This window comes from Sediminicola luteus, from assembly GCF_002514735.1.
Lineage (GTDB): Bacteria > Bacteroidota > Bacteroidia > Flavobacteriales > Flavobacteriaceae > HQA918.
In genome coordinates, this window is the sequence record NZ_KZ300477.1 from 91040 (window position 1) to 110839 (window position 19800).

Here is a 19800-nt window from a genome sequence, read left to right on the forward strand (position 1 = left end):
CCGGTTACAAAAAAACGGCCCTTACATTTGGGGCCGTTTTCCTTTAATGGTTGAAAACCTTATTAAAACTTCATTTGTAACCCTACACTGTAGTTCATACCGATAAAGCCTTGTTGCTGTACTTCAGACGAATACGGAAACCTGCTTCCGGCCTGTGCCGTGTTCGTGGCCGGATCGGTCAGATCGGGGTATACATCGAAAATATTGTTCAATATTCCGGTTACACTGATCTTATCGGTCAGTTGGTACGATAGATTGGCATCGGTCACGATTTTCGGGCTCAGATCTTGGTCGATACCACCACTTTCGGGCGCGGTAACGGTAACCTCACCAAAACGGGTATTGTTCAGCCCAAAATTCCATTTGTCTAAACGGTAAGTGAGTCCGAGAATGTACTTCGACTTAGGCCGTGAGTTGATAATAAGCCCTTGTTCTTGCCTATCGAAAATATTGTACCCATTATCGGCCAATACCTGAGGGGTGGTAATCGCATCGATTTCGGTTTCATTTAGATTGGCGGCCAAACTAGCCCCAAAGGTCCCGTTGCCCAAAGGCACATTATTGTAGTTCAGTACAATATCGGCCCCGGTGGTCTTAGTATCGCCGGCATTGATAAAAAACTGTACGGCCACCACATTATTGGCCTCCAAAATCTCCTCAACCGGATTGGTGGTGGTATCATCGCCATCGGATCCGATCTGTGAAGAAAACAGCACCCGATCATCTACTTTGATCTGATAAAAATCTATGGAGGCCGAGAAATTCTGGTTGAATTTATAGGTGATACCGGCGCTAATATTCTTGGAAGTTTCTGCAAACAAACTAGGCACCCCAAGCGCCTGTACGGCCGGGTTGTCATTGGCCAAAGTACCCTGTAGTAGTGGTTCGGAAGAACCGGCCACGATAATGTATTGGCTATTGGTCAAGTACCGCTGGTGTAAGGTCGGCGCCCTAAATCCTGTACTATACGAGGCACGTACGGCCCCGTTCGGACCCAATTTATAACGGCCATTGACCTTCCAAGAGAAATTATCACCAAAATCGGAATAGTCTTCATAGCGACCGGCCGCACCTAAAAGTAGTTCGTCACTAATATCGTAATCTACGGCCCCGTAAAAGGCGAAACTGTTTCGATCTTCGGTAACCGCCTCTTCGGGTTTTATCCCTGCAAAAGAATCGGACCCTGCCTTATAGTAGGATCGTGGATCACCTTCGTAGCCCTGAAACAACTCCCGCTTCAGTTCCGAACCAAAAGATAAGATGAGTTGTTCGTTCAAGGGTTTTACAAAATCGAGGTTTCCCATCAGGTTACTCAAACTATAGCCCCCCGGATAGAAGGTTCTAGGTGAAGTACCGTGATCGGCCAAATAATCGCGGTTTACCGAATTGTTAACGGTATAATCGACACGGTTTGATCCATAGGTAATACTGGCATCCACATCAAAATCAGACCCTAGCAAGAATTTGATTCCGGCCGAATTAAAATGATCCTTAATCTTGGTCTCAAAGGTTGGCTGATACCCTAAAAAATCTTCCGGTCGGGTCAAAAACCCCGAATCGGCCACATCGCGTCGCCAATATGGTGCCCGGTAATAGGCAAAACTACGACCGGTTCTATAGGTATAACCATTCATACTATAGAATTCGGCATTTTCCCCTATAGGATGGGTTATGTTTACGAAAACATCCCCTTTATCCATATCGGGTTGGCCCACATGCATACCCAGGTCCGGGTTGTCTTGGGCCCATTGGATTTCATTGGGTCGGGCATCATCGGGCAGATCGGCCGTACCGGGTGTACCGGCCCTATTGGTCAGTTCTTGGTGGTAGTACCCCAAGGTCAGGTTGATAAAACCGCCTTCCCCAAAACCAAAGGTCGAGTTATAATCGGCCGCGAAGGTAAATCCATCACCCTCGGCGGTGAGTCCGGTTTGGGTGGTAATTTCGGAAAATGCCGCATCTTTTTTCAAGATCATATTGATCACACCCGCAATGGCATCGGAACCATATTGGGCCGAGGCACCATCGCGCAGTACTTCAATCCGTTCGATGGCGGCTGTGGGAATACTCTTTAAATCGGTTCCCACCTCGCCTTTACCGGGGGTGCGGTTCAAATATACTTGGGCACTTTGATTTTTCCGTTTTCCATTGATCAAAACCAAGGTCCTACTAGGCCCTAGACCGCGAAGATCGGCCGGATCGTAATGGGCCGTCGCATCTGAAATGGCCTGGTTTTGCGAGTTAAAGGAAGGTACTTTAAAGGTAAGCATCCGATCTACGGTAGGTTTTCCACTTCCCCTAAGCTCGGCCACACCTATATTGTCTATGGGTACGGGCGAATCGAGAATGGTCCGTGGTTTGGCCCTGTTTCCGGTAATTACCACTTCGTCTAGCGCCACACCGGTATTCAAGCTGACTTGAATGGGGTCGGCAGTAGTCACCTCCCTGGTTTTGGGGGCATACCCCAAGGAAGAAATCTCCAAGGTTACCGGTAAGTTATCCACCTCTAGGGTAAAGTTACCATCGAAATCGGTCAGGGTACCATTGGTGGTTCCTTTTTGAACGATGTTTGCCCCGGCCAAGGGTTGCCCTGAATCGTCGGTTACGGTTCCGCTTATACTTGTTTGGGACATTACCGTTAAAGGCAAAGCCAAGAAGCATAAGAGGCCTAATCGGTACAATAATTGTAACATATCTATGAGCGTATTGATTACATGGATTAAAGAATATTCGCAATCAATAGCAGCAGGACGCTATACTAAATGTAGGAATTTATTGCGTAATTAAAAATTTAAGTAGGATTTTTTTATGGTTTTCATAACAGACCACCCCTATTGTTACGCTTTTTTAAAACGAACCGATAATTGCCTTAAGAGGCTAAAAAATAATCGCTCCCACCTTCACCTTTGCGCATAAAAATATACACAAGTTACCACCAACGCCCACAACGAAATCTAGTTAGCTTTGAAGCCGGAATCTCCCTAAAGCCTGAAGTTTGATCAATTGAATACCGAAATCACATTACCGCTTACCTGGGTCCGGTAATTGAGAAGGTCATACACCTTTATACCATCGGGCCGATTGATCATGAGTCCGTTCGCCAAGGTATATTCGTAGTCTTCACAAGAACAGATTACGGTAGATCCGTTCAATTTCATGGTAGAACAATCATTTGGGGCATGGTTGGGGCAAGAAGCCTCAAAGGCGATATAATTATCAAACCCCAGATTCATGACAAAAAACCCACGGATACCCCCATTATGCTCGGGAAAATACAAGGCGTTTCCGGTGTTGGTAAGGGGACTATACAACGGAAGGTTGGTATTGATATCGAAGCGAAAACCCAACTCCTGCAAATAAGGGTTTCGTTGGGTGTCCTCACTATCACATCCTATGATGAATAGGGCGATGAAAAGTATACGGAAAAGCTTTGTCATAAGGGGTTCTTCTTACTTTGTAGAACGCAAAATTCATCAAAAAATGTGTATATTTGCGTTAAATCCTCTATAAAAAGGGGATTTTTTGTATTTAAAACCCTGTCACATGAGCAATGTATCTTATTACACGCCTGAAGGACTCAAAAAACTGAGGGACGAACTCAACCAGTTGAAGGATATTGAGCGCCCCAAAGCCTCCCAGGCCATTGCTGAAGCTCGAGACAAAGGCGATCTTTCTGAAAATGCCGAATATGATGCCGCCAAAGAAGCCCAAGGACTGTTGGAACTCCGCATTTCTAAACTAGAGGAAACTTTGGCCAATGCCCGATTGATCGATGAATCGCAGTTGGATACCTCCAAAGCTTTGGTACTATCTACCGTGAAAATCAAGAACCAGACCAATGGTATGGAAATGAAATATACCTTGGTGGCCGAAAGTGAGGCCGATCTTAAATCCGGAAAAATCTCCGTCAACTCCCCTATCGGGAAAGGTTTACTCGGTAAAGAGGTAGGCGATGTGGCCGAAATACAAGTACCCAACGGGATAATGAAATTCGATATTCTCGAAATTACCCGCGAATAGGAACCTTTTGAACCCCTGATATAAGCCCGGTCATGACTGGGCTTTTTGTTTTTTAGGATATATAATTAGATATTTGTCTAATTATATAATTATCCCCTTACCTTTGTTGGGGAAACAAAACAGGAAGCGTGTGAATCTGGTTTTCAAGGCACTGAACGATGCCACCCGTAGGGAAATACTGTTACTGCTGAAAAAAGAGGATATGACGGCCGGGGAGATTGCCTCACACTTCAACATCTCAAAACCCAGTATTTCACATCATTTGGAACTGTTGAAACGGGCCGATTTGGTCAGTAGTACCAAAAAAGGCCAATTCGTGCATTATAGCATCAACACCTCGATTATTGAGGACCTGTTACAATGGATAATAACCTTAAAAGAATAACACCATGAAATTCAACCTTAAAAAAGAATGGCCCTACCTACTTTTGGTACTGCTGCCCTTTGCCTATTTAGCCTGGTCATGGAACGGCCTACCCGAAAAGGTCCCTACCCATTTTAACGCCCGGGGCGAGGCCGATGCCTGGGGCCCCAAGAATAGTTTGATCGGATTAATTTGTATGACCACCGTTTTAGTGTATGCCATACTTCTTATCGTGCCCCATATAGACCCCAAGGATAAGATCAAGAATATGGGGGCCAAATTTAACCAGCTTAAATTTATCATGGTCGCTTTTATGGCCGCCATTGGGCTCTACATCGTTTATGCCGCCCAGGCCGATGGCCCAGCGGGCAGCACCCTGATCTTTGTTCTCGTTGGTCTTTTATTGGCTGCCTTAGGCAACTATTTCCAGGCCTTGAAACCCAATTATTTTATTGGCATACGTACCCCTTGGACCCTAGAGCACCCCGAAGTATGGAAAAGCACCCATAAACTAGGCGGCTGGCTTTGGTTTGTTGGAGGCCTGCTCATGGTCGTGTTGGCCTTGGCACTTCCGGGTGACTTATTCCAGTATGTTTTGTTCGCCATTCTCGGGGTGCTCATTTTTGTTCCCCTCGTCCATTCCTATCTCCATTTTAAAAAGCTAAAAAAATGAATCGCTTCCTTCCTTTGTACTTTTTACTTTTTGCTTTTCCCACCCTTATGGCCCAAAGCCCAACTTTTGAAGGCAGTTGGTCGGGGACACTACAATTACCGAGCCTAGAACTACCCTTGGTCTGGCATATTAAAACTACCCAAGGCAAACTGACTACCACCATGGATAGCCCGGCGCAAGGGGTAAATGGCATACCCATGGCCCAAACCCAGGTTAATTCCGATATCCTGGTTATTAGCAGTCCGCCCCACGGTTTGCATTTTAAGGGAACCTTGATTAGGCCAGACAGTATCAGCGGGCAATTTTCCCAAGCGGGCACCACTATCCCTTTGTCCTTGGTCAAAGCCCAACATAGCACCCCCCAGCGACCGCAAACCCCAAAACCTCCATTTCCTTACGAAAGCAGCAATCACCTGATTCCGTCAAAAAACGGTATCCAATTAGGCGCCACTCTGACCAAACCAACGGGTAAAGGTCCTTTCCCTGCCCTAGTGCTATTAAGTGGAAGCGGACCACAAAACCGCAACGGCACCCTTATGGAGCATGAGTTCTTTTGGGTATTGGCCGACCATTTAAGTCGTAAGGGTATCGCCGTGTTGCGATTCGACGATCGGGGTGTGGGTAGCTCTACCGGAAACTATGCACAGGCCACTACCTATAATTTTGCCGAAGATGCCCAAGCTACCATGGCCTGGTTACAACAACAAGAAGATATCGACCCTCAAAAAACCGGACTGTTAGGCCATAGCGAAGGTGGCCTAGCGGCTCTGATCGCGGCCACTACTTCAGGACCTGATTTTATTATTTTAATGGCATCACCGGGCATACGTGGCGACCGATTGATACTAAACCAACAACAGGCCCTTTTTTCCGCCCAGAACATTCCGGAGACCCAAAGTAAACCAGCACGGGAATTAAACGAAACCTTATTCGCCCTGGCATTGGAAGCCAAAAGCATGGAAGAATTTGCCGTCAAAAGGGCCAACTATCAAAAGGAGGCCCCGATTTTTCAATTCATGACCCCGCAACAAAAGCAAGCCATAGAAGCCCAACTATCGGGGCCTTGGATATTTGACTATCTAAGACTGGATCCCAAAACCTATTTGCATCAAATAGCTTGTCCGGTCTTGGCCCTAAACGGGGATTTAGATCTTCAGGTAGATGCGACCACGAACATGGAGGCCATTGCCCAGGGGTTGAAACAAGGGAAGCAACCCCCATTGGAAAAAAGGATCTACCCAGGCTTAAACCATTTATTTCAAACCGCAACCACCGGACTCCCCACCGAATATGGCGAAATCACGGAAACCATAGCCCCAAAAGTACTAGCGGATATTGTGGGTTGGATTAACGAAATTTAGTATTAAGGAAAAGCTTATAAACAAAAACGCCCGGTCGATACCGGGCGTTTCCTAATGTGAATTAACTCGCTTTTTTGAGTTTCTTGCCTTTTTTGACCTTTTTTACAACAACCAACTTGGCCTTTTTGCTGTCCTTTTTCTTCCCCTTTTTGGCCTTTTTCTGCTTGGCCAATTTCTTTTTCAAGGCTTTCTTCGCTTTTTTCTTTTCCGCCGCCTTTTTCTTCGCTTTTTTTAGGGCTTTCTTTTTAGCGATTTTCTTTTTTAACTCTTTTTCTTCTTTGGCTTTTTTGTCTTTTTTAGACATGGATTTGATGTTAGGTTCGTGAATAATTCCAAAGATAACTAGAAGTTTACGAATTGTTTCTTTAATGTTAATTTATTGTAAATTTAACATTTGGGTTTATCCCTTAACACATCAGGTAATCTATCGAGGTTCGAAGCCCTTTTGTATCTTTACCATCAAAACCTGCGACCCTATGGCCAGTATTTTCAGTAAAATCATTTCCGGGGAAATACCCTGTTACAAGATTGCCGAAAACGAAGATTTTTTGGCGTTTTTAGATATCAACCCAAATGCCCCGGGGCATACCCTCTGTATCCCGAAACAGGAGGTAGACCGTATTTTGGATCTAGACGATGAGACCTATCTAGATCTTATGGCTTTTTCGAAAAAAGTCGGTACGGCCATACAGCAAAGTATGGACTGTAAGCGGGTGGGTATGACGGTAATCGGGCTAGAGGTGCCCCATGTTCATGTACACCTTATACCCCTAAACGAAATGGCCGATGCCACTTTTGGTAAAAAGGTACAGCTAAAACCCGCCGAGTTTGAGGCCATCGTGACCAAAATCCAAGAGGCTTTGTAACTTACCAGAGCCCCCTATTCAAGTACCTAAGTTGGCCAACACTTGATCAGCCTGTTCTATATGTCTATGGTTGTGATAGGCCTGTACCCGTAAGGCATCGCCCAAACGCAGTTTTACCAAAGGCATCATGGTCTTGATCTTTTTGGGCTGTAGATTATGATCGTGGGCCAATGCCAAAAGGTCTAAAAAATCGTTTTGATGCTGGATAAAGACCTCTATTACGCTAACATCCAAATCTTGGCCAATAGGGGCGGTCTTTTTAAAAGTCTTCATCTTTTTCTTGTCCGCTCCGGGCGAAACGGCCTTAACCATATAGTTCCCTAACCAACCCGAGGTAAACGTTCCGTTACCCCCCGAAGCATTCCTTAACTGTTTGTCTAATTGCGGATGGTAAAACCCACAATACTGGTTCAAATGGGCTACGCATTCCAACACGTTCCATTGGCCTTCGGTAGGTCGGGTGGTTAATCGTTCTTCGGAAAGAGAGGCATAATACTTCGCCCGCTCCAAGGCGAATCTGGTACGTTTTTCTAAATCTTGAAGTAACTGTAATTGGTCCATCGCTTCGTTTTCTACAAAGTTCAACGTTTACTTACGCTCTGGCCTTGACCAAAATCAAGAATTCCGGATACGTGATAAGGTCTCTGGCGACATGCGCAAGTATGAGGCAATATATTTCAAAGGGATTTCTTGGAACAACTGCGGACTACGGGCCAGTACCCTACGGTAACGTTCGGTAGGCGAACCGGTCAACAGATCACGCTCCCGTTCCCCTTGTTGTAGAATAACACTATTCAACAAATCGAACCATAACGACTTATGTTTTTCATCCGCCTCCAAAAAAGCCAAAAAACGCTCGCGCCTGACCGGTTTCAATACGGTCTGTCGTAACGCTTGGATACAATAGGCCGTAGGGGTGTCGCTAATAAATCCTTGTAGGTCTCCAAAAACATTGCCGGCATAACCCAAACGATAGGTAATATCTTCTTCGGGGGTCTCTATGAAAATGCGCATTCCCCCTTTTTCAATAAAATAGATATGGGTATCCTTCTCATGGGCTTGTTTTAGATAGGCATAACGCGACAAATGCACCAAGGGTTCCCAAATCTCGGCATCGTAATCGGCCAACTGCTTATTTAGGGTTGCGAAGAGCTCCATTTACGCAAAAACATCAAAATAATAGGCCAACCCACCCGAAAGTAGCAGAAGGACAAGTACCAGTACGTAAAAAGCAGTTCTGGGTTTAACCTTTGCCTTTTGGGCCACCACAGTTTTTTGATAGTAATTAAAGCTGCGTTCAATATCGTCTGTCCAGGAAACCGGATACAACTGCGAACCACATTTTAGGCAGTCCATGCTATAGTGGGTCGACTTTGAAATACTATGGAAAAATAGGTTCTGCGATTGTTTTTGAAAAAACCGAACCCGCAATTCTTGGTTGTAGCATTCCGGACAATTATTGGTAATGCTGCCTTCACGGATCAGTATGTCTTCCAACTTTCCCACCTATAGTTTTTTCAAGGATATTTGCATAATGGTACCCTCTTTACTGGACGATAACACCTTTATCTTCCCTTTATGGTACTCCTCAATAATACGTTTGGCCAGTGAGAGACCGAGTCCCCAACCGCGTTTTTTGGAGGTCACCCCTGGATTAAAAATAGTCTGGAAATCACTTTTGGCAATGCCATGCCCCGTATCGGTAACCAACACATTTACATGGTTGCCCTCTTCTTGTATTTCTATGGATATATTGCCTTTGCCCCGCATGGCATCGACCCCGTTTTTCACTAGATTTTCTATGGTCCATTGAAACAGGGCCGGATTCAAGAACACCGGCATTTGCTCTATTTGGCTCTTAAAACTAAAATGGATCAGTTTAGACGACCGAAGTTTTAAGTATTCATAGGCTGCTTTGGTTTCTTCGACCAGATCAACCTCATCGAGTTTTGGTAAGGAACCGATTTTTGAAAAACGGTCGGCAATGGTCTGTAATCGGTCGATATCCTTGTCGATCTCACTGGTAATCTCGGTGGCCGTCCCTGAGCCTTTAAGCAATTCGTTCCACCCCAACAAAGAGGTTAAGGGCGTTCCGATCTGGTGGGCCGTTTCTTTGGCCATACCCGCCCAAAGTTTGTTCTGTTCCGAAGCCTTGTTCACCTTAAAGAAGAAAAATATAACAGCCCCGAAAAGGAAAATAATCAACAACAAGGCTACGGGATAATACTTCAATTTGTTCAACATGGCCGAATTGCCATAATACAAGGTAGCCAAATGTTCGCCTTTATAATCAATGGATATTGGCGTGTTCTCACTTTTGAACAACTGTACCTTTTGTTGGATCCATGTAGAGTCTTGCAACATCTCTTCCGGAAAATTGTTCAGTTTGGTAGAACCGTCTTTGTTCACCATGATCATGGGGGTAGAGGTATTGTTCTGAAAGATGATCAGATGCAGGTTACCCAAATCTCGGTTTTCGGAAGACTGCATCAATTCGGATTGGGCGGTGGCCCAAATCTCCATTTTTCGCCTTTCCTCCTCCTTGAATTCCTTAAAAAAGCTATTGGTATTCCACAAAATCAAGCTCACAATGGCAAAAGAGCCCAACAGCAGAAAGAGCTTGGAAGATTTATTTTTACTGAAATTCATTCGTGTTATCGTTGGTCCATACCTACCCAAAGACAAGTGCTTCCATAAGATAACGCAATTCTTACAAACTTATTCTACGCAAACAGATAGATTGATTTACCTCCCTATGCCTTGTACATGAACCTCTAGGGCCTAGACTCGTAAGGTCGAAATCAAACATTACCCCACAAAACTTCATAATTGTCCTATTTCAGCTCGCCCTAACCCTCTACCAAGGTAGAAGGTGCTAAAATTAGATTAGATACACTTACTACAAAAAACCAAGGTTATATAGAGTAACAGATCATGGGTAACTTTTGTGATTCGACTTTTTACATCTTTCAGAAATCGTACCTTTGCGGTTATGGAAAAAATGAAGACCATACTACCCGAAAACTTGCCTACGGCCCAGCTGCATGGCTATCTTTTGGGAGCAATTGGTCCAAGGCCCATTGCCTTTGCCAGTACGGTAGATGCCCAAGGTAGGCCCAACCTATCGCCCTTCAGTTTTTTCAATGTTTTCGGTGCAAATCCGCCCGTATTGATCTTTTCCCCGGCCCGTAGGGTTCGGAACAATACCACCAAACATACTTTGGAGAATGTACAGGCCCGGCCTGAAGTGGTAATCAATGTGGTGAATTACGATATCGTTCAACAAATGTCGCTGTCGAGTACCGAATACGCCCAAGGGGTGAACGAATTCGAGAAAGCCGGATTGACCATGTTGGCCTCCGAGACGGTAGCCCCCTTTCGGGTGGCCGAGGCACCGGTACAATTCGAATGCCAAGTAACCAAAATTGAAGCCTTGGGGCAAGATGGAGGTGCCGGAAACCTTATCTTTTCAGAGGTGAAACGCATTCATATCCATGAAAACGTATTGAATGATCAAGGCGGTATAGATCAGCATAAAATAGACTTGGTGGCCCGTATGGGAGGGAATTGGTATAGCCGAGCCAATGCAGGCATGTTCGAGGTTCCCAAACCGTTGAGCACTTTGGGCATTGGGGTAGATGCCCTACCCAAAGCCATTCGCCAAAGTACGGTACTTACCGGGAACGACCTGGGTATGTTGGCCAATGTAGAAGCCTTGCCGGATACCGATACGGTGGCAAGCTTTTGGGCAAATCAACCTGAATTACAAACGATCATAGCAACAAAAGGGGAAATCGAAATCCATCGATTGGCCCAAGAATCATTAATAAAAGGCGACGTTTCCACTGCGTGGATGCTACTCGCCAAAGCCTAAATTATGGAAGTACAGGGAAGAATAAAACTAGTCGGCGAGACCAAAACATTCGGTAACAACGGGTTTCGCAAAAGGGAATTGGTGGTAACCACCGAAGAGCAGTACCCGCAACACATTATGATCGAGTTCGTACAGGACAAGTGCGACCTTTTGAACAGTTATAACGTAGGGCAACAGGTTAAGGTAAGTATTAACCTTAGGGGTCGCGAATGGGTAAATCCGCAAGGCGAGACCAAATATTTCAACTCTATCCAAGGATGGCGTATCGAAAATATGGAAATGGCCCAACAACAGGCCCCGGAAATGCCACCGGTACCCCCCATGGATGCCTTTGAACCAGCCGACGATGTAAAAAAAGACGATTTTGACGATTTGCCTTTTTAACAAAGCCTAAGTTATAATCTTAAATGGGCCGTTCAATCAGGATTTGAACGGCCCATTTTTTTGTGCCAAAAGATTATGACCCTCACCTCCCGCCATTCCGCGGGACAGGCACGGGAAAAGGGGTTCTGTATTCCTTCTACCTAAAATGGCCGCTATACGAACAAATCCCTTTCTTTCCCTGTAAAAGAAACGCTCATCAGCATTTGAAAGTTTTGTAATTTAGGCCTATGCCACTTACCCAAACCATAGAAAAGCTTTTCCATAGGTTCCTACCTTCGCCCTTTGCCATTGCCGTTTTACTCACGCTGTTTACCATAGTCTTGGCATGGGCCTTTACCGAGGGTCCGGAAGCCGGAAGCCACCTGGGACAGATTTTGGTGTATTGGGAAAAAGGGATTTGGAATCCGGGCCTGATCGTTTTTGCCTACCAAATGATGCTCATTTTGGTGTTGGGCCATATTCTAGTGTTATCGAAACCTATGGGGCGGCTGATCACTTGGTTTACCCAATGGGTTACCAACGGTGCCAATGCCGCGCTTTGGGTGGCCTTGCCCACATTGTTGGTCTCTTTTTTCAATTGGGGCCTCGGGCTTATCTTCGGGGCTATTTTGGCCAGAAAGGTGGGCGAGCATGCCCAAAAGCAAGGGATTTCGGTAAACTATCCGTTGTTGGGGGCCTGTGGTTATGTGGGCCTTATGGTATGGCATGGGGGTATTAGTGGATCAGCCCCGTTAAAGGTGGCTGAATCAGGACATTTACAAGCTTTGATGGGTGCCGTGGGCAACACGGATCTTTTGCGGCAAATACCGGAGTTGGTGCCCACGGCGCGCACCATATTTAACGGTGGCAACCTCCTCGTTTTTGCCTTGGTGCTTCTTTTGATTTCGACTTTGGCCTATGTATTGGGAAAAAACACCAAATCGAATGCCCTACCCTTGGTTTCGGATCAGCCAACGACAATACCCTTACCACCGGCCCAAGGAGCCGAACGTCTGGATCGTACCCCCTGGTTGGCCATAGGGTTCGGACTCTTGATTTTAGTCACTTTCGTTTTACGCTATCATCCGTCTTTGGCCCAGCTGAACCTAACGCCCAATATGCTGAACTTTTTTATGCTGGGCCTCGCCTTTGTGCTGCATGGTAGTTTTAACAATTTTCTCAAAGCCTTGGAAAATGCCATAGGCGATACGGCCGGTATCCTAATCCAATTCCCTTTGTATTTCGGTATTATGGGTATCATGTCTCAAAGTGGTATGGTTTCCGATATTTCGGCCTTTTTTGTATCCATTGCCAACGAAACCACCTTACCAATTTTCACTTTTTTCAGTGCGGGCCTGGTCAATATTTTCGTGCCAAGTGGTGGTGGCCAATGGGCCGTACAAGGGCCCTTGGTAATCGAGTCGGCCTTAGAGTTGGGGGTGCCCCTGCCCAAAGCGATCATGGCCTTGGCCTATGGCGACCAAACCACCAATATGCTACAACCATTTTGGGCCCTGCCCTTATTGGCCATTACCAAACTGAAAGCCAAAGAGATCCTACCCTATACCCTTATCTTTATGGCCGTAGGTACCCTTGTTTATATAATCGGTTTACTCTTCTTTTATTAATTACTCGATTTGGAACGTATCCCTATTCCCATATTGACCCCTGAATTGGTTTTCCCAGACCCAGAAACCGCCAACGAAGAAGGCTTGTTGGCCCTGGGTGGTGACCTAAGTACAGAACGCTTATGGCTGGCCTATAAAAATGGGATATTCCCCTGGTTCAATGAAGACCCTTATCTTATGTGGTGGTGCCCCGATCCGCGTATGGTCATATTTCCGACCGAGATCAAGGTCTCCAAAAGCATGCGCAAAGTTTTGCGGACAGGGAATTTTAAGGTGACCCAAAACCAAGCCTTTTCAGAGGTGTTGGAACAATGCGCCAACATTCCCCGCTTTGGGGAAGACGGTACCTGGATTACCCCCAACATGATGCAAGCCTATTTGGAAATGCATAAAAAAGGGCATGCTAAATCGGTAGAGGTTTGGGAAGATGGCTATTTAGTGGGCGGACTTTATGGTATTGACCTGGGACATGTGTTCTGTGGCGAGAGTATGTTCAGTATCGTACCCAATGCTTCTAAAGTGGCCCTGATCCATTTGGCCCAACAATGCCAAAAGAATGATTACCAACTCATCGATTGCCAAATGTACACCGCCCATCTCGAAAGTATGGGAGGTAGGGAAATTCCCAGGTCAGCGTTTTTAAAGATTTTACACCAGCGGTAAAACCTATTTTAAAAAAAGCCTATGTTCCATATGCTTTCTTCTATCAGTGTAGCGGTCTTCATTAGGGGAGTTGTCCATCAGTTTTCAGACGCAAAGTAAGAAGCGCATGACAAGAATCACGCTTACAATGGAATTACTCCTTTTCTTGAATCCCCCGAGGATTCAGTTTCTTCCCTTCCCACCGTAACATCCGTTTAATAGATTTTGTTTCCTCCCAAAGCAGTTCATCGTCTTCTGTAGTTTGCTCTTCGTAAGTGTACATAATCAAATCACTTTCCTCCCCATGATCAATTGGAAAGGAATACGCTTCATCCAAAGAGTAAATTCCACCATCACCTATACTCGAATAGGAAATGGCATGAACCAGTCTGTTTTCATAAGCAAAAAGAAACTCGCCCCCTCCATCTACACCACAAGCTTCTGCCATATAATCGATTTGCAAAATACCATCTACAGATTCCAAACCTTTATTCTCCGATAAATTCACGTAAAACTCTGGAGTGGTTAAGGGCAAGATAATCTCAGAATAATCCGCTGGCGATTTTACATTGACCAGTCTAACCATCAATTGAAGCTGGTCTGCATCCTTTCTAAAGACCATCACATATTCATACTTTCCCTCATACTTTTTGGTCAAGGAAAGTAAGCCACCCAATACATAACCCACCTCTTCTCCAGACTTTACTTTATACCACGGCCTATTAATTCCCTCAAATTCCATGGTTTCGTTAGTCAACTCAAGGATTTCAACCTTCTGGCCTATTTCTAGAAGTCCGACAAGATTTGAATCGGTATTCGGCTGGGTTCGCAACTTTACGTTATTTCCGAATAAATAGGCTGTATCACCGGTCTTAAACTGGTATCTCAAATGGTAATACTCGTTCGATTGACAATATCCAACAAAACAACCTATACTAACAACAAAAAGAACAAGAAACCTCATATCTAATATAATACATGATCATAATTCGCCGGGAGGGCCTCACGTTTAGACCATAGTTCCCCTTGGGCATTAAAAATATACACGAACTCTTTCTTAACCCCATTCTGTTTGGCCCTCACCCATAGTTCGTACTGCAAATAATCTACAAAACTATTCTGTAAGGCAATCCGAAGGTCTTGGGAAACCGAAGAGGCGCGCAACGGGTAATACTGGAACATTCTTTTGATCTTGGCCTTTTCTAGTTTCGAGATTTCGTCCGTTACTTTGGCAAACACTTCTAAGGGAAAATCGATTTCCGAAATCTGGAAACCCAATCGGGCCGGTTTCTTTTGGGCATCCCAATGCATACGATACTGTAAACGTCCCCGTTTGAATCGTATACTATAGGCTGTACCAACGGAATCGATTTCTTTATAGCAGCGCACTTTTTTAGCCTCCGAAATACCTTGCTCAAAACTTTGGTATAGGTCGGCCGGGAACTGTGATTTTAAAATTCGATGTTCCCGTTCGGGTTGTTGGGCGTGGCCTACCAAAAACAACCCCATAAAAAACAACAAACTACTAAACTTGGCCATATCTAAAACAATTGGTCTGATGATCGTTTACGATTCCCGTGGCTTGTAAATGGGCATAAATTACCGTAGAGCCCACAAACTTAAACCCCCTTTTTTTCATATCGGCACTAATTTGGTCAGAGAGTTCAGTAGTAGCCGGGGCATCTTTATAATGTGTCCAGGCATTGGTAATGGATTTATGGTCTACGAAACCCCATAGGTAATCGACAAAGCTGCCAAACTCCTTTTGTACTTCCATATAGGCCTGGGCATTGCTAACCGTGGCCCTAACTTTTAGTTTATTACGGATTATACCCGCATCTTGGAGTAAGGCTTGGATCTTGGCTTCGTCGTAACGGGCTATTTTTTTATAATCGAAACCGTCGAAAGCTTTTCTAAAGTTTTCACGTTTACGCAAAATGGTTATCCAACTCAATCCGGCCTGAAAGGTCTCCAAGACCAAAAATTCGAACATACGGGCCTCATCTTTTAACGGAACGCCCCATTCGGTATCGTGATAGGTTTCATACAGGGCATCGCCCACGCACCAACCGCAACGTATTTTCTCCATGGTATTTTTAAGGTTTAGCCTATCGAATATCTGATAAGCTTCCTAAAAATACATAAACTCACGATAGCTTAAAACAAGCCCTCGATACATTCGATAAAATGATACGGATTCTCAATGATCTTCACGCGTTTCCCCTCAAAGTCGTCTTTAAGGATGTTCAAGTTCCCAGATATCCATAAGGGTAGGTCAATGGCGGCCAACAACTCATCTAAAACCTGATGTTGCAATTCCCCCAAGGGGGTAATGATCATGGTCAATATACCCGACATATCGTGACTATCTACAAGTGTCGGAATGTTCATAAGGGGAACATTAGCCCCCAGGTAGTATACCTTACACCCTTTTTCACGGGCAATATAGTAGGCCAATAACAGCCCAATTTCATGGTATTCGCCTTCGGGTAAGAACAAAATCAAGGCAGGGGCATTGGGTTGCGGCGGTGGCAACAGATCTATGGCCACATAAAACCGCTTTTTAATCAAGTTTGAAACAAAGTGTTCTTGTGCTGGGGCCACCTTGTCTAGGCCCCACAATATGCCTATTTGGCCCAATAGCGGGTAAATTATCTCGAGAGTGGTCAACAACAGGCCCCGATTTACGATGTTCTGTTTTATAATACGGTCAAAACCATATTCGTCCAACTCCAACATACAAACCATTAAGGCGGTAATATCATTCTCTTGGGTAGGGCCAACCAGCTTGTTCGTAATAATATCGTGTATCTCAGTTTCCGACATCTTATCGATTTTAGAGATACGGTAACCGTTACGGGTCAATAACCCAATATTGAGTAGCTTTTTTAATTGGTCATCGGAATAGTAACGAATATTCGTAGATGTACGTTCCGCCTCCAAAAATCCATATCGCTCTTCCCACTTCCGTAATGTTGGTGCCTTAATACCGGTCAACATTACCACCTGATTAATCGTATATCTCGCCATGTCCAAAATATTACCTGTAAAAGTAGACAAAATCTTAAAATTGATCTAAATTTTTATTTTTTGTCTAACTTTTTTAATGTTTTATTTGACAAAGTTAGTTTAAAATTTATATTTGTCTAACTAATAATCCAAAAAGTTGTACAAAATGAAAAAGAAAAGCCTTTTTTACTTCCTTCTTTTCCTATCCGTTTTCATCGTTTCTTGTAGCGATGACGATGATAACGGTATGGAAGAGAAATCCGAAACGCGCAACATCGTGCAATTGGCCCAAGACACCAATGACCTCAGCTCATTAGTAGCAGCCCTAGGTCAGGCCGAGGCCAATTTGGTCGATTTCCTTCAGGGATCGGGTCCTTTTACGGTTTTCGCACCGACCAATGCCGCCTTTACCAACCTATTGAATACTTTAGGTGACGATTACAACAGTCTCGATGATTTCGATACTGCCGAAGAAAAAGCCCTATTGGCCAACATTTTAAAGTATCATGTTATTTCTGGTACCAAGGCCCTTTCGTCAGACCTAACGAACGGACAAACATTAACCACCGCTTTAGGAGAGACTTTGACCGTGAATATTGACGGAGATGTCTTTATCCAAGATGCTACCGATGTAGATGCCAAAGTTACCGGAGCCGACATTGAGGCTTCCAATGGAGTAGTACATGTAATTGACAAGATTCTATTACCACAATCCGTTTTAGATGCCTTGGCACCCGAACCTGTTGGCGATATTGTTGCCATAGCCCAAGGTACCGAGTCCCTGAGTGCTCTGGTAGCCGCCGTGGCCAAAGCCGGTTTGGTAGAGACCCTGCAAGGCGACGGACCCTTTACCGTATTTGCGCCAACCAATGATGCTTTTACCGCCTTATTGGAAGGCTTGGATGGTTTCGACAGTCTAGACGATTTCGATACAGAGGAAGAAATTGCCCTATTGACCAAAATACTAACCTACCATGTTGTAGCTGGTACTGCCGCCAAATCTACCGATTTAACAGACGGTCAAATGATCGAAACGGTACAAGGGGAAAGTGTTACCGTTTCCATTGGTGATGGCGTAATGATCGATGACGCCAACGTCGCCCTGGCCGATGTTATGGCAGCAAACGGCGTAGTTCATGTTATTGACAAGGTAATCTTACCTATAGAGGTTAAAGAAGCCCTAGGCTTGCCAACCAAAGATATTGTAGAATTGGCCGTTGAAACCGAAACTTTAAGTAGTCTGGTAGCCGCCGTAACCAAAGCCGGTTTGGTAGAGACCCTACAAGGTGATGGCCCGTTTACCGTATTTGCCCCAACCAACGATGCCTTTGCTGCCTTATTGGAAGAATTGGATGGCTTTGATAGTTTGGATGATTTTGATACCGAGGCCGAATTGGACATCCTTACCCAAATATTGACCTATCATGTCGTAGCCGGAACCGCTGCCAAATCGACCGATCTAACAGACGGACAAATGATAGAAACCGTTCAAGGCGAATCGGTTACCATAGGTGTTGGTGATGGGGTAACCGTAGATGATGCCAACGTTACCGCCGCCGATGTTATGGGCACTAACGGCGTGGTTCACCTAATAGATAAGGTTATTGTTCCAGAATCTTTAAAAGATGCCCTTTTCGGGAAAGATATCGTTGAGTTAGCCATTGAAACCGAAGCTTTGAGTAGCCTAGTGGCTGCCGTAACCAAAGCCGGTTTGGTAGAGACCCTACAAGGCGAAGGTCCGTTTACCGTATTTGCCCCTACCAACGATGCCTTTGCTGCCTTGTTAGAGGAATTGGATGGTTTTGACAGTTTGGATGATTTTGATACCGAGGCCGAAATAGCCATACTTACCCAGATATTGACCTATCATGTAGTAGCCGGAACCGCGGCTAAATCTACCGATGTTACAGACGGTCAAATGATAGAAACCGTACAGGGTGAAAGCGTAACTATAACCATAGATGGCGGGGTAATGGTTGAAAATGCCATGGTTACCATGCCCGATGTAATGGCTACCAATGGTGTGGTACATGTAATTGATAAGGTAATTATCCCAGATGCCTTAAAAGATGACCTTCTGGGGAAAGATATCGTAGGCCTGGCCCAAGATACCGATGACCTTAGTCTTTTGGTGGCCGCCTTGATCCAAGCCGATGCCGGTTTGGTCGAAGCCTTACAAGGTGATGGTCCGTTTACGGTTTTCGCGCCTACAAACACAGCTTTTGCCGCCCTCTTAGATGTATTGGGAGACGATTACAACAGTTTGGACGATTTTGATACCGCTGCCGAAAAAGAACTATTGGCCAGTATACTTACCTATCATGTAGTAGCCGGTGCCGGTGCTTTTTCCACTGATCTTACCGATGGCCAAATGATTGAGACCCTACAAGGTGAATCGGTTACCGTTAGTTTAGACGGTGGCGTATTTATTGACGATGCCCAAGTTAGCATGGCCGATGTAGAAGCCCGAAACGGGGTGGTGCATATCATTGACAAGGTAATCTTGCCAAATTCGGCCAAAGAGGCCCTAGGCATACCGACTAAGAATATCGTAGAATTGGCCCAGGCCACCGATGCTTTGAGCAACTTGGTAGCCGCTTTGGTACAAGCCGATGCCGGTTTGGTAGAACTTTTGGCCGGTGACGGACCCTTTACCGTATTCGCCCCCACCAATGATGCCTTCGCCACTTTCTTGGCCGGTTTAGATGGTATCGATTCTCTAGCCGATTTCGATACCCCAGCTGAAAAGGCCCGCTTGGCAGAGTTCTTAAAATACCATGTGGTTAGTGGAGCTGCCGTAAAATCGACAGATCTTACAGACGGACAAATGGTTACAACAGCCCAAGGCACTCAAATTACCATTAACCTAACTGGCGGGGTATTTATAGACGATACTACCCCAACCGACGCCGAAGTAACCATGGCCGATGTTATGGCTACCAACGGTGTGGTACATATTATAGACAAAGTGCTAGACCATGAGCACTAAAAAATCATAGA

The 19800-nt window shown here is 45.1% G+C and carries 21 protein-coding genes; 10 read left to right on the forward strand and 11 right to left on the reverse strand.

What is annotated here, in order from left to right; genetic code table 11:
- Window positions 1–62: 62 nt before the first annotated feature.
- Together B7P33_RS04895 and B7P33_RS04900 are read right to left on the reverse strand one after the other, a co-directional pair.
- The gene (locus tag B7P33_RS04895) at window positions 63–2693 is read right to left on the reverse strand and encodes a TonB-dependent receptor (RefSeq protein ID WP_097440860.1); all 2631 of its coding nucleotides are present in this window, start codon (window positions 2691–2693) and stop codon (window positions 63–65) included.
- Between the two features lie 306 nt (window positions 2694–2999).
- Window positions 3000–3437 carry a hypothetical protein gene (locus tag B7P33_RS04900; RefSeq protein WP_097440861.1) on the reverse strand — a complete coding sequence of 146 codons (438 nt, stop codon included), beginning with the start codon at window positions 3435–3437 and terminating at the stop codon, window positions 3000–3002.
- 106 nt (window positions 3438–3543) lie between these two features.
- On the opposite strand from B7P33_RS04900, the gene greA reads away from it, so the two are divergent.
- The 4 genes from greA to B7P33_RS04920 all read left to right on the forward strand — a co-directional run bounded on the left by greA (window position 3544) and on the right by B7P33_RS04920 (window position 6418).
- Window positions 3544–4020, forward strand: a complete 477-nt coding sequence (gene greA, locus B7P33_RS04905; RefSeq protein WP_097440862.1) for a transcription elongation factor GreA — start codon at window positions 3544–3546, stop codon at window positions 4018–4020.
- Window positions 4021–4150: 130 nt separating this feature from the next.
- Complete coding sequence (locus tag B7P33_RS04910) at window positions 4151–4405, forward strand: autorepressor SdpR family transcription factor (RefSeq protein ID WP_097441229.1); 255 nt, start codon at window positions 4151–4153, stop codon at window positions 4403–4405.
- A 4-nt stretch (window positions 4406–4409) separates the two neighbouring features.
- A complete protein-coding gene (locus tag B7P33_RS04915; protein WP_097440863.1) occupies window positions 4410–5057 on the forward strand; it encodes an SdpI family protein in 648 nt (215 codons plus the stop codon).
- Window positions 5054–6418 carry an alpha/beta hydrolase family protein gene (locus B7P33_RS04920; protein WP_097440864.1) on the forward strand — a complete coding sequence of 455 codons (1365 nt, stop codon included), beginning with the start codon at window positions 5054–5056 and terminating at the stop codon, window positions 6416–6418. The genes B7P33_RS04915 and B7P33_RS04920 overlap by 4 nt, the downstream gene beginning before the upstream one ends.
- Before the next feature lie 61 nt (window positions 6419–6479).
- Here the strand turns inward: B7P33_RS04920 and B7P33_RS04925 are convergent, their stop codons facing one another.
- On the reverse strand, window positions 6480–6722 hold the full coding sequence (locus B7P33_RS04925) for a hypothetical protein (protein ID WP_097440865.1): 243 nt from the start codon (window positions 6720–6722) through the stop codon (window positions 6480–6482).
- 172 nt (window positions 6723–6894) lie between these two features.
- Between B7P33_RS04925 and B7P33_RS04930 the strand changes: the two genes are divergently transcribed.
- Window positions 6895–7284, forward strand: a complete 390-nt coding sequence (locus B7P33_RS04930; RefSeq protein ID WP_097441230.1) for an HIT family protein — start codon at window positions 6895–6897, stop codon at window positions 7282–7284.
- 18 nt (window positions 7285–7302) lie between these two features.
- Here the strand turns inward: B7P33_RS04930 and B7P33_RS04935 are convergent, their stop codons facing one another.
- From B7P33_RS04935 to B7P33_RS04950, 4 genes are read right to left on the reverse strand one after another with little or no spacing between them, the layout of a single operon-like run.
- A complete protein-coding gene (locus B7P33_RS04935; RefSeq protein ID WP_141402392.1) occupies window positions 7303–7845 on the reverse strand; it encodes a DinB family protein in 543 nt (180 codons plus the stop codon).
- Window positions 7846–7899: 54 nt separating this feature from the next.
- A complete protein-coding gene (locus B7P33_RS04940) occupies window positions 7900–8442 on the reverse strand; it encodes a Crp/Fnr family transcriptional regulator (protein WP_097440867.1) in 543 nt (180 codons plus the stop codon).
- Window positions 8443–8790: a hypothetical protein gene (locus tag B7P33_RS04945; protein ID WP_097440868.1), complete on the reverse strand. Its 348-nt coding sequence runs from the start codon at window positions 8788–8790 to the stop codon at window positions 8443–8445.
- Window positions 8791–9933: a sensor histidine kinase gene (locus B7P33_RS04950; RefSeq protein WP_097440869.1), complete on the reverse strand. Its 1143-nt coding sequence runs from the start codon at window positions 9931–9933 to the stop codon at window positions 8791–8793.
- Between the two features lie 352 nt (window positions 9934–10285).
- Here B7P33_RS04950 and B7P33_RS04955 point away from each other — a divergent pair, with 352 nt between their 5' ends.
- From B7P33_RS04955 to aat, 4 genes are all read left to right on the forward strand, one after another.
- Complete coding sequence (locus tag B7P33_RS04955; protein WP_097441231.1) at window positions 10286–11158, forward strand: flavin reductase family protein; 873 nt, start codon at window positions 10286–10288, stop codon at window positions 11156–11158.
- Between the two features lie 3 nt (window positions 11159–11161).
- Window positions 11162–11542: a DUF3127 domain-containing protein gene (locus B7P33_RS04960; protein ID WP_097440870.1), complete on the forward strand. Its 381-nt coding sequence runs from the start codon at window positions 11162–11164 to the stop codon at window positions 11540–11542.
- Window positions 11543–11769: 227 nt separating this feature from the next.
- Window positions 11770–13149, forward strand: a complete 1380-nt coding sequence (locus B7P33_RS04965) for a short-chain fatty acid transporter (RefSeq protein ID WP_097440871.1) — start codon at window positions 11770–11772, stop codon at window positions 13147–13149.
- Window positions 13150–13158: 9 nt separating this feature from the next.
- Entirely contained in the window at window positions 13159–13812 is a 654-nt protein-coding gene (gene aat, locus B7P33_RS04970) for a leucyl/phenylalanyl-tRNA--protein transferase (protein ID WP_245871659.1), read from the forward strand.
- A 133-nt stretch (window positions 13813–13945) separates the two neighbouring features.
- Here the strand turns inward: aat and B7P33_RS04975 are convergent, their stop codons facing one another.
- The 4 genes from B7P33_RS04975 to B7P33_RS04990 form a co-directional block, all read right to left on the reverse strand.
- A complete protein-coding gene (locus B7P33_RS04975) occupies window positions 13946–14680 on the reverse strand; it encodes an SH3 domain-containing protein (RefSeq protein ID WP_216359360.1) in 735 nt (244 codons plus the stop codon).
- 77 nt (window positions 14681–14757) lie between these two features.
- Entirely contained in the window at window positions 14758–15330 is a 573-nt protein-coding gene (locus tag B7P33_RS04980; protein WP_097440873.1) for a hypothetical protein, read from the reverse strand.
- Window positions 15317–15880 (reverse strand): DNA-3-methyladenine glycosylase I, encoded by a 564-nt coding sequence (locus B7P33_RS04985; RefSeq protein WP_097440874.1) that lies wholly within the window; start codon window positions 15878–15880, stop codon window positions 15317–15319. The genes B7P33_RS04980 and B7P33_RS04985 overlap by 14 nt, the downstream gene beginning before the upstream one ends.
- Before the next feature lie 68 nt (window positions 15881–15948).
- Window positions 15949–16821, reverse strand: coding sequence for a MerR family transcriptional regulator (locus B7P33_RS04990; protein WP_097440875.1), 873 nt, complete (start codon window positions 16819–16821; stop codon window positions 15949–15951).
- A gap of 145 nt (window positions 16822–16966) precedes the next feature.
- Here B7P33_RS04990 and B7P33_RS19760 point away from each other — a divergent pair, with 145 nt between their 5' ends.
- On the forward strand, window positions 16967–19789 hold the full coding sequence (locus tag B7P33_RS19760; RefSeq protein ID WP_097440876.1) for a fasciclin domain-containing protein: 2823 nt from the start codon (window positions 16967–16969) through the stop codon (window positions 19787–19789).
- The last annotated feature ends 11 nt before the right edge of the window (window positions 19790–19800 follow it).

What these genes read in the sequence shown, in the direction of transcription:
- B7P33_RS04895 (WP_097440860.1), bottom strand. Translation starts at nt 2,693, where the DNA reads ATGTTACAATTATTGTACCGATTAGGCCTCTTATGCTTCTTGGCTTTG.
- B7P33_RS04900 (WP_097440861.1), bottom strand. Translation starts at nt 3,437, where the DNA reads ATGACAAAGCTTTTCCGTATACTTTTCATCGCCCTATTCATCATAGGA.
- greA (WP_097440862.1), top strand. Translation starts at nt 3,544, where the DNA reads ATGAGCAATGTATCTTATTACACGCCTGAAGGACTCAAAAAACTGAGG.
- B7P33_RS04915 (WP_097440863.1), top strand. Translation starts at nt 4,410, where the DNA reads ATGAAATTCAACCTTAAAAAAGAATGGCCCTACCTACTTTTGGTACTG.
- B7P33_RS04920 (WP_097440864.1), top strand. Translation starts at nt 5,054, where the DNA reads ATGAATCGCTTCCTTCCTTTGTACTTTTTACTTTTTGCTTTTCCCACC.
- B7P33_RS04925 (WP_097440865.1), bottom strand. Translation starts at nt 6,722, where the DNA reads ATGTCTAAAAAAGACAAAAAAGCCAAAGAAGAAAAAGAGTTAAAAAAG.
- B7P33_RS04930 (WP_097441230.1), top strand. Translation starts at nt 6,895, where the DNA reads ATGGCCAGTATTTTCAGTAAAATCATTTCCGGGGAAATACCCTGTTAC.
- B7P33_RS04935 (WP_141402392.1), bottom strand. Translation starts at nt 7,845, where the DNA reads ATGGACCAATTACAGTTACTTCAAGATTTAGAAAAACGTACCAGATTC.
- B7P33_RS04940 (WP_097440867.1), bottom strand. Translation starts at nt 8,442, where the DNA reads ATGGAGCTCTTCGCAACCCTAAATAAGCAGTTGGCCGATTACGATGCC.
- B7P33_RS04950 (WP_097440869.1), bottom strand. Translation starts at nt 9,933, where the DNA reads ATGAATTTCAGTAAAAATAAATCTTCCAAGCTCTTTCTGCTGTTGGGC.
- B7P33_RS04955 (WP_097441231.1), top strand. Translation starts at nt 10,286, where the DNA reads ATGAAGACCATACTACCCGAAAACTTGCCTACGGCCCAGCTGCATGGC.
- B7P33_RS04960 (WP_097440870.1), top strand. Translation starts at nt 11,162, where the DNA reads ATGGAAGTACAGGGAAGAATAAAACTAGTCGGCGAGACCAAAACATTC.
- B7P33_RS04965 (WP_097440871.1), top strand. Translation starts at nt 11,770, where the DNA reads ATGCCACTTACCCAAACCATAGAAAAGCTTTTCCATAGGTTCCTACCT.
- B7P33_RS04980 (WP_097440873.1), bottom strand. Translation starts at nt 15,330, where the DNA reads ATGGCCAAGTTTAGTAGTTTGTTGTTTTTTATGGGGTTGTTTTTGGTA.
- B7P33_RS04985 (WP_097440874.1), bottom strand. Translation starts at nt 15,880, where the DNA reads ATGGAGAAAATACGTTGCGGTTGGTGCGTGGGCGATGCCCTGTATGAA.
- B7P33_RS04990 (WP_097440875.1), bottom strand. Translation starts at nt 16,821, where the DNA reads ATGGCGAGATATACGATTAATCAGGTGGTAATGTTGACCGGTATTAAG.
- B7P33_RS19760 (WP_097440876.1), top strand. Translation starts at nt 16,967, where the DNA reads ATGAAAAAGAAAAGCCTTTTTTACTTCCTTCTTTTCCTATCCGTTTTC.